Origin of the sequence: Streptomyces sp. NRRL S-495, from assembly GCF_000966955.1 — a bacterium.
Classification (GTDB): domain Bacteria; phylum Actinomycetota; class Actinomycetes; order Streptomycetales; family Streptomycetaceae; genus Kitasatospora; species Kitasatospora purpeofusca.
Window position 1 is genome coordinate 1 of the sequence record NZ_JZWY01000141.1, and the last position, 12,730, is coordinate 12,730.

The window sequence follows — 12,730 nt, forward strand, 5'->3', positions numbered from 1 at the left end:
GGCGGCAAGCTGCTGACACCCGCCCGGCTGGCCGAGATGACGACAGTCGTCCCGGCGCCGACGATCGCCGCGCACTACGGCCTGGGCCTGATCCGCTACGACCTGCCGTGCGGCGAGGTCTGGGGCCACACCGGCGGCATCCCCGGCTACAACACCATCCTGCTGGGCGCGAAGGACGGCTCGCGCCAGTTCGCCCTCTCGTTCAACCTCCTGGAGGGCGCGGAGACCGACGAGACCGGCGCGGCGATCGACGCACTCTTCCTGAAGGCGGCCTGCGGCGCCGACGGTGCCGGGGCGGCCTCGGCGGCGCCCTCTGCCGAGGGCACCGCCGGCCGGTCACCCGTGAAGCTGCTGCGCTGACGCCCCCCGCCGATACCCGCGCCGAGGCCGGCGGCGGCCGAACGGACAGGCATCAGTCCAACAGCGCCGCCGCTTCGGCGAGGTCGGCGTGCGCGCGTTCGAAGGAGCGTACCGCGACGAGGAACATCGACCGGTCGGTGAGGGCGCGGGCGAGGCGTGCGGGATCGTCGGGCAGGCGGCGGGCGAGCGCCACCCCCTCGTCGAACCGGGGCGCGAACCGCTCCTCGAACAGATAGTGGTGGTCGCCGTCGCGGACGGCCGCGCGGACGCTGATCCTGCGTTGGACGTCGACCAGCTCGGGCAGCCGCTCGGCCTCGCGCAGCCCCACCGCCTCCGCTTCGAGGTCCGGCAGCATGCCGAGAAAGCCCTCCCTGACGTCGCGCGACCAGCCGCGCTCCGTGCCGAACGGCGGCATTGGTGACTCCGCGCTCGCGGCGGGTTCGGCCGCCCGCCCCGACAGGACGAAGAGCGTGCTCCACCGCTCGACGAGGCCGTTCGAACTCCTCGGCCCGCCCGTGGCCGCGAGTCCCTCCAGGACCCCCAGGGCCTCCCGCCGGGCGGCCGCGGCACTCTCCCCGTCCCCGACGGCCTCCCGCATCCGGGCGAAGTGAACCAGCTCCGCGACGAGAACCGGCAGGCCGGTGCCCTCTTCGGCCGCCTCGCGCCGGGTCTCCGCGAGGAGCTCGCGGAAGACGGCCGACGCGGCATCGTGCAGCCCGGCGCCCTCCAGGTTCGCCGCCCACCGCACCATGTCCCTGAACGAGCCCTCCCGGGCCGCCTTCCGGGCGGCCACCTCGTCCAGCGCCGCCGCTTCCCCGAAGCACCCCTCCTCGGCCAGCACGGTCACCAGCCGCCCACTGCGGCCGGCCGCGGCCAACTCCTCGCAGACCGCGCGGCCTTCCGCCCTGCGCCCGAGGGCGAACAGCGAGGCCTGATAGGCGTCCAGGGCCCGGCACCACCGCTCCGCCCGGTCCGGCGCCCCTGCCTCCATCCCGCGTGCGGCCCGGTATGCCTCTGCGGACAGCGCGACGTCCACCTTCGGATCCCGGCTCCGGTAGTACAGCGTCAGCAGCGCGTCGACCAACTTCGGCCCGTACACCTGCGGACTCACCTCGGCCAGCACCCGGTACGCCCCGACCAGTTCCTCCGGCCACAACCGCCCGGACCCCAGCAGCAGCACTCGGGCCCGCAGCACCGCGTCGTGATCGATCGTCATCGTTCCCCCTGTCTCCGGATGACGGACGAAGGAGATTCTGAGCGCTGGGGAACAGACCGGACAAGCCTCGCGAACTGTGCGTTCCGTCCTACGAAAAGCGGCGCTGACCTGTCATGATGGACATGCTTTCACCCTGAGCCCCCGAACGGGGAGCCAGTCCCGCACCCCTGGCCGAGCCTCCCCGTGCTCGCTGGTCGCGTCGGACGGCCTCAGACAAACGCCATGGTGTAGACAGCCTGGTCAAACGGTGCGAAGCCCTGCTGTTCCCACGCCTTCTGGAGCCTGGCCACCGCCTCCTCGTCCGGCCGCCGGACCTCCGGATCGTCCGACTCGTACGAACACGGTTCGTCCGGCCCGTGATCGTGAATGGGAGCCGGGTAGCAGACGGCCACGGTCCCGGGAACGGCCAGCTGTCGGAGAGCAGCGACCGCCAAGCGCATTCCTACGCCCTTACCCCGCCACTTGTCAGTGACGTGGACCGACTCCAGCAGCAGCAGTAGCGAGGGGCGCATCTTGGCCAACTCGGGGACCAGGCCGCCGTTCTCGGTGAAGACGACCCGCGGGATGCGGTCGAGAAGGCCGGGGTCCTCCTCCAGCGCCGCCCGGGGGTTCGGGGTCACGCCGGGAACCACTCGGGTGATCACTGCCGTACCGAACACCGTGGTGTCGGCAGCGGTGTAGAACGATGCCGTCCACCGGTCGGCTCGCGCTCCCCAGTCCGCATCCTCGTAGTGCCGTGACTCGTAGGCGATCAAGAACCTGTCCTGAACCGTCACTTACGCTCCCTTGCAGAGAGGGTGACCCCCGCACAAGTCACACGCGCGGGGGCCACCCAGTGTGTCAGCTTCCCGGTGCCGGAGCGGGCTTCGGCGACGGAGAGGGCTGCCGGTGCGGGGGCTCGGGTTGTTCAGGCCCGGGCCCGCCCGGGTGAATTGACGTCACTTGGACGTCGGGGTGGGGGGCGGGGTCTCCGGGGCCGGCTTGCCCGCGTGCTTCGGCGGGGGCTTCTCGGCACCCTTGTGCTTGGACTCGATGACCTTGGACATTGATGCTCTCCTCTACTCGAAGGTGGCGTTCGTGGTGGTGGTCTCCGGCGCCGTCGGACCGGGGGGACGCTCGGTCGGCGTGCTCACGATGACTACTCCTCACGATGGAGAGAACCGGGCATCGGACGACGCTCCGGGCCGTACATCGGTGCGGCCGGCCCGCCCCGGTCGTCTCACAGAAAGGGCGACCGGGGCGGACAGTTGCTGGTCCCCACCCCCGCAGGAAAGGGTGTCCCGTCGGACGAGCGGGCCGGGCAAAGCGGTGTCGGAGCGCCCATCACGTCTGACGGGTCGGCCGTGCACATTCGCCCACAGCCCGCCGGGGACCAGCGGTGGTGCTCCCGCTGCACGCCTGAGTGCAGCGAGTACCTGCCGTGAGGCAGGGGTGGAACCCCGTCCTGGCGAGGACCCTCATTCGATCGACTGGACGGGAGCCGTGGAGGGTCAGCCTGGGGTCTGGCCGTTCTGTTCGTACCGCACGTTCTCGCCGGCTCCCTGCGCCATGGCGCGGAGGGCGGGGTCAGCGGTCCCGTCTCGGCTCAGGTTGGCGGCGGCGCCGAGATCGGCGGCGAAGTCCAACGCCGCATCGACACAAGCACTGCCGGGAGTTGAGAGGAGTCGTCCTGGTCCGGTCCCCGTACGCTGTCCGCTCATGCGACAGAACGTACGCGGGCGATTACACCTGAGTATGAATCAGTGGAATACAGCCCTATCCGTCCAGGTGGAAGCGGTCGGACATGCGCCTCAACCTCTCACGGGTAGCGGTCCGTTCGGCGTAAACGATCTTCCTGAGTGTGGCGCGGGCGATGGGATGGTTGCGGATCAGTTGCGGGGCGATCCGCTCCGCTCTTTCGAGTTCCGCCAAAGCTCGGTCCCGGTTTCCGTCCCAGAGCCAGGCCCGAGCCACGTCCATGCAATGGTGGCCGCGCCGCGAGTTCGGCAGCGCCTCGATCTCTGCCGGATCGGATCGCTCGGCGAGCACCAAGGCTTGCGAGTGATCCCCCATTTCCACCTGCACAGAGATGGCATGGACCAGGACATTCCCGGGCGAGAACGTCAGGGAGTGCCGGTCGAAGGTCGGTTGCTCAGTGAGCCGGCCCGCTGCCTTGCGGGCCTGTTCGATGTGATCTTCGCAAACCGGCGGATCACCTGCGCGAGCGGCAGAGACGGCGGCCCGCAGGTGCAGTGTCCCCCATGCGCGCACGGCCAAGGGATCACCTGCGCGGTACTGCCGCTCAATTGAGCCCAGCGCCCGATCCGACAATACGATGGCATCGGACCAGTCCGCGCTGGCCCACATGTCCCATACCCGCATCCAGTCAGCTACGGCGGGAAGCACTGGATCACCTGAAAGCCGAGCAGCCCAGGCTGCACGCTCACACGCCATTGTGATCAGCTCCGGGTGCCCGAGGGCGTGAGCCGACGTATGGGCAAACTTGCAGCACACCGCATAGACCGAGAACGCCTCTTCCCGCTCTCGGCCGGTGGACACCTCAGCGAGCGCACGCGCTTCGCGGAGCATGTCCGGCAGTATCCGCAGGATGGCAACGTTCGATGCCGTATCGCGGAGGCGGTGAAGACGTAGCGTGTCACGCCACAGCTCCGCAGACGGACGGGGTTCGCCGTCGAAAACCGGAGTCAAGTCGTAGCGGCGCAGCTCACGCAAGATGCCCGAGGCCGACACCTGCCACTGGTTCTCGGAGGACTTGCCCGCCACGTACGGACGCTCTATCAGGTCGTTGGGGTGGCAGTGAAGAGCCGCCGCAAGCTGGTTGATGATGCTTGCCCTGTCGAGTTCCACCCTGCCGTTCTCGACCTTGGACACCCACCCTTGGGTTCTGCCCATCGCCGCGGCCAAGTCAGCCTGCGGCATGCCCAGCCGTAGGCGTTGGCGCTTCACGCGCTTGCCGATGGTCTCCCGTTCCTCCAGCACCGCTCACCCTCCCTCGTGGCTACAGGGACCGTACCGCGCAAGCCGAGGTAAGCCGCGTGGACACCGGCCCCGCCGCCCTGCCACGGGGCGGCGGGGCTTCGTCTCCAACGGCAGGTCCCGCACGACGCGGCCGGGCGGCACGAAGCTGAGGTTCGCGTGCGGTTGCGGCGCCTCTCGTTCGGTCAGGTGCGCTGAGGCGTAGGCGTAACCGGCGACCTCGCGTTCGTAGTCCAGCTCGCCGGGGCCGATCTTCACGTAGGCCGCGCAGCGGCCGGTGCCCCAGTAGCGCAGCTCGGGCGGGAAGGGCTTGCTGGTCATGGCCGTACGTCATCAGTTCGCCTTCGCCGGCGACTGCCCGACACACCGAACCGACCGCCCTCACGCCGTCCGTGAACCACTCACCCGCCGGGACGCCGAAGAACGGTGGGGCCCTCGGCACTGCCGAGGGCCCCACCGCGCGACAACACGACCGCTGTGGAGTGGAAGACCGCCGAGTCCCGCAGCAGGCCCTCCTCGCCAGACCCCCAGGAGGTCTTGAGTTCCCGGCGGGCGGGCGTCGCTCAGACCGGGGCGAGGCGGGTCCGCAGCAGGCAGAACTCATTGCCCTCAGGGTCGGCGAGCACGTGCCAGGTCGCGTCCTCCGGCTGGCCGACGTCGACCGGGACGGCCCCGGCGGCGAGGAGGCGTTCGAGCTCGGCGGCCTGGTCGCGGTCGGTGGGGTTGACGTCGATGTGCAGCCGGTTGTTCCCGGGCTTCGGCAGGTCGGTGCGGATGAGGAAGATCGTCGCCTGCGGGCCGCCGAACCCCTCGCGCGGGCCGATCTCGATGCAGCCCTCCGCCTCCCGGTCGAGCTCGACGAAGTCAAGGACCTCGCACCAGAACCGCGCCAGCAGCTCCGGGTCGTGGCACTGGAGCACGATCTCACTGATCCGGCACGCCATGGACAGAACCCACTCTCTCGGGACGAGGAAGCACCTTCCCGGGAACTTACCAGCCGGACAGATCGGCGTCGATGGCGTTCCGCAGGAGGCCGCCCTCCGCCACCGACGGACCGGTACCCGTCCGCGCCGGGGCTGCCTCCCGGAGCGAGGCGCTCGGCGGCGGCCCTCTACTGCCGAACGACACCGCGGATCGTCCGCCTCCTGACCACCGGCCGGCTGCACGTCGACCACGCACTGGCCGGCTCCCGGCTGCTCGCCGGTGACCTGGCTGCTCTCCCTGGAGGAGGGCCGGATCGGTGCCGCCCAGCTCTTCGAGGTCGAACGCATCGCGTACAGCTGAGGGGGCCGTCGCGGCTCGGGGGTGCCAGCCCGGTGGGCCGACTTCCTGCGCGGACGGTGGAGTCGCCCGCGGCGCGGGGTCTGCGGTCGGGGGGCCGCTGCGCCGAGGGCTCCCGCACGGCGCGGTGGGGCGTGCCGTGCGCGGACCGGTCGCCGCACCACGGGCCTGTGCGGCGTGGGATCAGGGACGGGAGCGGGAGTGGGAAGTCGACAGGGCCGACTTCCCACTCCTGTCCCCCGGCGGGTCCGAAAGGCTGCGGGGCAGCGGTCGGCGGCAGTCGGCGGCCGACAGCGGACGGCGGACGAATTCGGGGGCGGCTCCCCCGTCGCCGCCCCGTCGGATCAGGATGCCGCGCGAGCGGCGGGCCGGGCTTGTAAAAATGCGCACTCCGGTCAGCGGTCCGGGCCGCCGTCGACGAACTCGATGGCGGTGGTGATCCGGCCGGCCAGGCGATCGGTCGGCTCGGGGGCCTGCGCGGCCCGGCGGGAGGCGAAGAACGCGGTCGGCGGGCAGCCCACCATGGCGCGGAACGAGTGCACCAGGTGCGCCTGGTCGTAGAAGCCGCAGTGGTCGGCGATCCGGGCCCCGCCCCAGCCGGGCCGCCGTTCGTAGGTCAGCAGGGCGCGCTGGAGGCGGAGGATGTCGGCGGCCTGCTTCGGTGCCAGGCCGAGGTGTTCGCGGAAACGCTGCTCCAACCGCCGACGGCTCCAGCCGGTGCTGTCCACCAGCGTGCGCACCGAGATCCGCCCGTGCGAGGCGCGGAGCTGCTCCCAGGCCCAGCTCACCGAGGGGTCCCAGACCCGCCCGTCGGCGAACCGCGCGTCGAAGTAGGCGTCCAGCAGGGCGAACCGCTCCGTCCAGGTCCGCGACTCGCGCAGCCGGTCCACGAGTTCGCGCGGACCCCGGCCGGGGAAGGCCCCGCCCGCCTCGATCCACCGGCCGTCCAGGTCGCCGAGCGCCGGGCCGAGGATGCGGTACGCGCCCTGGGGGGTGAGCGAGACGGCGAGGCCGTGCAGCCGGCCGCTGTGCTCGGCGACGGTCGCGGTGCGCCGCAGACCGGCGAGGACGGAGCCGAAGGATCCGCTGTCGGTGGGGGCGACGGCGTCGGTGAGCCGCAGCGATCCGTCGAAGCCGACCGTCAACGTCACCACGTCGGTGGGCACTTCCAGCCGACGGCGGGGCCGGTCCGACTCCAGCCGGTAGCCCCGGTAGCCGAGCACGTACTCGCGCAGTCTCGGCCGGGCCGCGCCGTACGCCATCTCGCACTCGCCGTCGACGAGGTCCAGTGTTCCGCTGCCGCGTTCCATGGGCGCTCCCGCATCGCAGAGACGAAGACTTGACGTGTCCACGATGCCATGGGGCCGGGGCGGCGCGAGCGCCGGGTGACGGGCGGTTGACCGGAAACAACTCCACCGAGCGGTTCGGGCGTTCGCCCACCAGGATTCCCGGGATTCGGCGCCGATGACACTTCGGGCGCTTCGCTGACGAAGCACTCGCACGAGCACATTCACAGAACGCTCCCCGAACACCGATTCCCCGAACCGGGGGAACAACGCAGCTCTTCCGCGGCCGGGCCGGTGGCGACCTCGGGGGTGGCCGCGGCTGCGGGGCGGGCGGATGCGAGGGTGGGGGCGTGAACGAGACGATCATGGCCGCTGCCCGCGAGCGAGCCGCCGGACACCGGCGACGGTTCGACCTCCGCTTCGAGGCGTACTTCGACGCCCTGCCGGAGCGTCTCGACACGCCCGCGCTCAGCCGCTTCACCCCGCGCTGCCTGGAGCTGCTGCGGGACCTCTCGCTGCGCGGGGGCAAGCGGCTGCGGGTCGCCCTGCTGTACGAGGCCGCCCGGTTGGTGACCACCGATCCGGTGCCCGGTCTGGCGGAGGCCGCGCTGAGCATCGAACTGCTGCAGACGCACGGGCTCGTCCACGACGACATCATCGACGACGCGCCCCTGCGGCGCGGCGGCCCGTCCACCTACTACGCCTACCGCCAGGAGTTCCCGGCGGCGGACCGCACCGCGCTCGGCCTGGCCGTCCTGGCCGGGGACCTCGCCGCCTTCCTGTCGATGCGGGTCCTGCTGGAGGCGGACGTCCCCGCCGAACTGCGGCAGGCGATGCTGGAGGTGCAGCTGGACGCCGGCGCCGAGACGGTGGCCGGCCAGATCGTCGACCTCGAACGCGACCTCCGGCGGATCCCGGACGAGGAGTTCCTGCACACCGTCTGCGAGTACAAGTCCACCCGGTACTCCGTGCTCGCGCCGCTGCGACTGGGACTGCTGGCCGCCGGGGAGCGCCTCGGCGGCGAGGCGGACGCACGGCTGCGCCGCTACGCGATCCCGGTCGGCATCGGCGGGCAACTGCGCGACGACTACCTCGACCTGTTCGGCGACGAGGCCGGCACCGGCAAGTCCACCGGCGCCGACCTCCGCGCGGGGCGCCGCAGTTACGCCGTGAGCGCGCTGCTCGCGGCCGCCGACGAGGAGCAGCGGGCCCTGGTGGAGTCCGCGCTCGGCGACCCGCACTGCCCGGCCGCGACGGTCGAGCGGGTCCGCGAGCTGGCCCGGCGGCTGGGCGTGGACCGGAAGCTCCGGGCCGACATGCGCCGCTGCGCCGAGGCGGCGGCCGCCGAGGCCGCGACCTGGCGCCCGCACTGGCGCGAGGAGGCGGTGGCCTTCTTCGCGGGCCTGCCGCTCGCGAACGTGGTCGCGAACGACTGAGCGCGGTCGCGCACGACTGAGCGCGGTCGCGCACGACTGAGCGCGGTCGCGGTCGACTGAGCGTGGCAGCGGAACACTGAGCGTGGCCGGCGAGCGGCCGAACGAGGTCGCGGACCGGCTGAACGAGGAGCCCCGGGCCCGGCCGGAGCGGTAGGACGTGCACTTCGGATCCGGCGGGACGCGGGACTTGGCACGTGGTTGACGGGTGGACGATCCATCCGTCTTCGATCGGCCCAGTAGAACTGATTGTGCGTCAATTCATCGAGGAATTGCCGCAGCTGGGGCGAACGGCCGCGAGCAGCGGGAACGGCCGGAGCGGGCGGCCCGGGGGCAGCGGGGAAAATGCCTGTGGCGCCGGGGATTTCGGCCGCACGGGAATAGGTCGCCCAAGTGGACGGTGTGCGATCTCCTCATGGAACGGCGCCGTCATACCGGCGCATCGGGTGAGCAAGTCATCACTCTGCGCAGTCACTTGAACCCCAGGAGACCGCCGAGACAGACCTCGCCCCGTTCACATGTCAACCACACATCCTTGAAGCGACATCCTCAACAGCCATTGTGGCTCCGCAGTCCGGGCCGGTAGAGTCCCGGTCCGCCGAGTACCGAACAAGTGCTCGCACGGCATTCTTTGGGGCGGGCATGACAAATAACCGCAACATCCACGGGGCCACTTCCGACCTGATTGACGCGTTCACGGAAACCGTGCGCCGATATCCCGAACGACCGGCGATCGTCCACCACGGGGACGCGCTGACTTACCGCCAACTCGGGGCGTTGGTACGTACCTTGGCCCACCGCCTCGGTACCGCACCCGGCGTGGTGGCCGTTCCGGCGACCCACACGCCGGACACCGTCGTCGCCCTGCTCGGCATCCTCGCCGCCGGCGGGGCGTACTGCCCGGTCGACCCGGCGTTCCCGCCGCAGCGGCGGCAGGACATGCTGGCCTCGGTCGGCTGCCGGACGGCGATGGGCGGGGGCGTCGCGCAACCCGGCATGTGCGTCGTCGAGTTACCGGGCACGACCACCGACACGCGGACCGCACCGGAGCGGACCGAGCCGGAGCGGCCGGCGTACCTGCTCTTCACCTCGGGTTCGACCGGGCAGCCGAAACCCGTGGTCACACCGCGCCGGGCGATCTCCGCCACGGTGGAATCGCTGCGCACCCTGTTCGGCCTCACCGCCGAGGACCGGGTGCTGCAGTTCGCCTCGCTGAACTGGGACACCTGCTTCGAGGAGATCCTCCCGACCCTCACCTGCGGCGCCGCGCTCGTCCTCGACCGCGACGCCCACTCCGGCTCGTTCCCGCGCTTCCTGCGCATGGTGGAGCGGGAGCGGATCGGTGTGCTGGACCTGCCCACCGCGTTCTGGCACGAACTCGTCCTCCACCTCGCCGAGGAGGGCCTGGCGCTGCCCGAGTGCGTCCGGCTGCTGGTGATCGGCGGGGAGGCCGCCAACCCGGCCCGGCTCGCCGACTGGGCCGCCCTGGACACCGGGCGGGTCCGGCTGCTGAACACCTACGGGTCCACCGAGACCACGCTGATCACCCATGCCGTCGACCTGCACGGGCCGCTGGCGGCCGTACGGGACCGGCCGTGGGCGGCGGGCGACCGGGTGCCGATCGGGCGTGCCCTGCCCCATGTGTACGAACGGCTCAGCGAGCAGGGCGAGTTGTTGATCGGCGGGCCCGCGGTCGCGCTCGGCTACCTCGGACTGCCCGAGGCCACCGCGGACCGCTTCACCGAGGACGCCGAGGGCGTGCGCTGGTACCGCACCGGCGACCGGGTGGGCCGGGCGCCGGACGGCGTGCTGACCCACCAGGGGCGGCTGGACGGCGAGTTCAAGGTGCGCGGGATCCGGGTCGACCCGGCCGAGGTCGAGGCGCACCTCGCCGGACACCCGGGCGTGCACGCGGTCGCGGTCACCGGGACGACCCTGGCCGGCCGGTCCGCGCTGGTCGCGTACGTCGTCCCGCGCGCCACGGCGGCGGCCGGGACCCTGGGCGCCGAGCTCCGGACGTACCTGCGGGACCGGGTGCCCGGCCATCTGGTGCCCAGCCGGATCACCGTCGTGCCGGAGCTGGTGCTCACGGCGAGCGGCAAGGTCGACCGGGCCGGCTCGCACCGACTGCACTCCGCGCGCGGCGCCGGCGAGAGCGCCGCCGCCCAGCTGCCCGAACCCGCGCACCACTAGCACCAGCAGCATCACCAGCACCGGGAACCCCGGCGCCCAGGACCACCGCCCGCCGCCCGGCCCACCACCCGCCGGAGCCGCGTCCGTTCGTCGTACCCACCCGCCGTACCCACCTGCCGTACCCCGCCCGGGCCCACCCGTACGGCCCCCGCACCAGGTGCCCCACCGGCGCACCGCACCCCGATGGCCAAAGGAGATCCACGTTGAGCAGCGTAGACACCACCCCCGCCGACACGGACGGCCTGGTGGCGATCTTCCGCCGCGTCCTGGAGACGGACGACGTCGCGGCGGACTCGGACTTCTTCCTCCTGGGCGGTGACTCGCTCATCGCCACCCGCGTCCTGAGCGCGGTCGCCCGGAACTACGGCGTCGAGCTGTCCTTCGAGGACTTCGTGCTCGCGCCGACCCCGGCCGGTCTGGTCGAGCTGATCGCGGCCGCGGGATGACCGGCCCCACCACGAACGGCCCTGCCACGAACGGCCCCACCACGAACAGCCCCACCACGAACAGCCCCACCACGAACAGCCCTGCCACGAACGGCCCTGCCCGGGTGGCCTCCGCCGTGGTGATCGGCGCCGGCCTGGCCGGTCTGACCGCCGCCGAGGGGCTGGCGGCGCGCGGGGTGGAGGTCACCGTGCTGGAGGCGCGCCCACGGGTCGGCGGGCGCACCCACGGGATCGAGGTCGCGCCCGGCGCCTGGATCGACGCGGGCGCCGCCTACCTCGGTGCCAAGCACACCGAACTCCTGGCGCTGATCAAGGACCTGGGCCTCGCCACCACGCCCACCACCATGCTCGGCGCGAGCCGGTTCGCGCTGAACCCCGCCGCCGGAGCCGCCGGCGCCCCCGGCGCGGACGGCGAACTCGCCACCCGGGACGGCCGTTTCCCGCCGCTCAACGCGGTCGCGCTCGGCGAGCTGTTCGACCGGCTCGCCGAACTCACCGCCCAGGTCGACCCGGAGGCGCCCTGGCTCACCCCGGACGCCGAACGGCTGGACGCCCTCACCGCCGCCGAGTGGGCCGAGCAGCAGCTCGACCACCCGGACGCCCGGCTGTTCTTCCCGCTCTTCCTCGGCGAGATGATGGCCGCCGACCCGGCCGACGTCTCGGTCCTGCACATGGCCTTCTACCTGCGCTCGGGCGGCGGGCTGCGCTATCTGAACGCCTTCGAGGGCGGCGCCCAGGAGGACCGGGTCGCCGGCGGCGCGCACCTGCTGTGCGAGCGGCTCGCCGCCCGGCTGACGGAGCGGCGGCCCGGCTCGGTGCGGCTCGGCGAACCGGTGCGCTCCGTGGTCCAGGACGGCGAGGGCGTCACCGTGCACACCGAGGCCGGCGCGGCGTACCGGGCCGAGGTCGCGGTGGTGGCGCTGCCGCCGCTGCTCGCCGAGTCGCTCGACCTCCGGCCCGTCCGTCCGGCCCCGCGCGCGGGCGAGCGGACCGGACGCGGCTGCGCGGTCAAGGTCAACCTGGTCTACCCCTCGCCGGTCTGGCGCGAGCACGGGCTTTCCGGCTGGTCGGTCAACGCCCGCGGCCCGCTGCTCTCCACCGTCGACGACTCGCCGGCCGACGCGCCGGACGGGTCCCGGGTCGGCGTGCTCACCGGCTTCGTCACCGGCGCGGAGGCGCACCGCTACGCGGCCCTGGGGCCGGAGGAGCAGCGCGCGGCCGCCGTCGAGCAGGCCGCCTCGCTGTTCCCGATGCTGCCCGAGCCGATCGGCTTCCATCGCACCGACTGGGTGAACGAGCCCTACAGCAAGGGGTGTTACGCGGCCCTGTTCGGGCCCGGCGACTGGTCGCGGCTCGGCCCGGCGCTGACCGCGCCGCACGGCCGGGTGCACTGGGCCGGGACCGAGACCAGTACCGAGTTCTTCGGCCTGCTGGAGGGCGCGATCCGCTCCGGCCACCGGGTCGTCGCACAGATCCTCGACTCCGAGGTCTGACCCCAGCTCCACCGAACCACCGGCACCAGCACCAGCACCCCGGCAC

General features: G+C 72.3%; 10 protein-coding genes and 1 pseudogene. 5 read left to right on the forward strand and 6 right to left on the reverse strand.

Annotated elements, in window-relative coordinates; genetic code table 11:
• Positions 1-360, forward strand: a pseudogene (locus tag VR45_RS09785) (serine hydrolase); the annotation flags it as partial.
• A gap of 52 nt (positions 361-412) precedes the next feature.
• On the opposite strand, the gene VR45_RS09790 reads toward VR45_RS09785, so the two are convergent.
• The 6 genes from VR45_RS09790 to VR45_RS09810 all read right to left on the reverse strand — a co-directional run bounded on the left by VR45_RS09790 (position 413) and on the right by VR45_RS09810 (position 7,143).
• Positions 413-1,576: a hypothetical protein gene (locus VR45_RS09790; RefSeq protein ID WP_045939291.1), complete on the reverse strand. Its 1,164-nt coding sequence runs from the start codon at positions 1,574-1,576 to the stop codon at positions 413-415.
• Between the two features lie 209 nt (positions 1,577-1,785).
• A complete protein-coding gene (locus VR45_RS09795) occupies positions 1,786-2,352 on the reverse strand; it encodes a hypothetical protein (RefSeq protein ID WP_045939292.1) in 567 nt (188 codons plus the stop codon).
• A 979-nt stretch (positions 2,353-3,331) separates the two neighbouring features.
• Positions 3,332-4,555, reverse strand: coding sequence for a helix-turn-helix transcriptional regulator (locus tag VR45_RS09800; protein ID WP_045939293.1), 1,224 nt, complete (start codon positions 4,553-4,555; stop codon positions 3,332-3,334).
• A gap of 3 nt (positions 4,556-4,558) precedes the next feature.
• Positions 4,559-4,873: a hypothetical protein gene (locus VR45_RS46795; RefSeq protein ID WP_159394160.1), complete on the reverse strand. Its 315-nt coding sequence runs from the start codon at positions 4,871-4,873 to the stop codon at positions 4,559-4,561.
• A gap of 242 nt (positions 4,874-5,115) precedes the next feature.
• Positions 5,116-5,496 (reverse strand): VOC family protein, encoded by a 381-nt coding sequence (locus VR45_RS09805; protein WP_045939294.1) that lies wholly within the window; start codon positions 5,494-5,496, stop codon positions 5,116-5,118.
• A gap of 732 nt (positions 5,497-6,228) precedes the next feature.
• Positions 6,229-7,143 (reverse strand): helix-turn-helix domain-containing protein, encoded by a 915-nt coding sequence (locus VR45_RS09810; RefSeq protein ID WP_052708971.1) that lies wholly within the window; start codon positions 7,141-7,143, stop codon positions 6,229-6,231.
• Positions 7,144-7,484: 341 nt separating this feature from the next.
• Between VR45_RS09810 and VR45_RS09815 the strand changes: the two genes are divergently transcribed.
• The 4 genes from VR45_RS09815 (at position 7,485) to VR45_RS09830 (ending at position 12,684) form a co-directional block, all read left to right on the forward strand.
• On the forward strand, positions 7,485-8,555 hold the full coding sequence (locus VR45_RS09815) for a polyprenyl synthetase family protein (RefSeq protein ID WP_045939312.1): 1,071 nt from the start codon (positions 7,485-7,487) through the stop codon (positions 8,553-8,555).
• Between the two features lie 639 nt (positions 8,556-9,194).
• Positions 9,195-10,745, forward strand: a complete 1,551-nt coding sequence (locus VR45_RS09820) for an amino acid adenylation domain-containing protein (RefSeq protein WP_045939295.1) — start codon at positions 9,195-9,197, stop codon at positions 10,743-10,745.
• A 203-nt stretch (positions 10,746-10,948) separates the two neighbouring features.
• Entirely contained in the window at positions 10,949-11,191 is a 243-nt protein-coding gene (locus VR45_RS09825; RefSeq protein ID WP_045939296.1) for a phosphopantetheine-binding protein, read from the forward strand.
• Between the two features lie 104 nt (positions 11,192-11,295).
• A complete protein-coding gene (locus VR45_RS09830) occupies positions 11,296-12,684 on the forward strand; it encodes an FAD-dependent oxidoreductase (RefSeq protein WP_045939297.1) in 1,389 nt (462 codons plus the stop codon).
• Positions 12,685-12,730: the final 46 nt, after the last annotated feature.

Excerpts from the sequence above, each read along its gene's own strand:
- VR45_RS46795 (WP_159394160.1), bottom strand. The coding sequence starts at position 4,873 with ATGACCAGCAAGCCCTTCCCGCCCGAGCTGCGCTACTGGGGCACCGGC.
- VR45_RS09805 (WP_045939294.1), bottom strand. The coding sequence starts at position 5,496 with ATGGCGTGCCGGATCAGTGAGATCGTGCTCCAGTGCCACGACCCGGAG.
- VR45_RS09815 (WP_045939312.1), top strand. The coding sequence starts at position 7,485 with ATGGCCGCTGCCCGCGAGCGAGCCGCCGGACACCGGCGACGGTTCGAC.
- VR45_RS09820 (WP_045939295.1), top strand. The coding sequence starts at position 9,195 with ATGACAAATAACCGCAACATCCACGGGGCCACTTCCGACCTGATTGAC.
- VR45_RS09790 (WP_045939291.1), bottom strand. The coding sequence starts at position 1,576 with ATGACGATCGATCACGACGCGGTGCTGCGGGCCCGAGTGCTGCTGCTG.
- VR45_RS09810 (WP_052708971.1), bottom strand. The coding sequence starts at position 7,143 with ATGGAACGCGGCAGCGGAACACTGGACCTCGTCGACGGCGAGTGCGAG.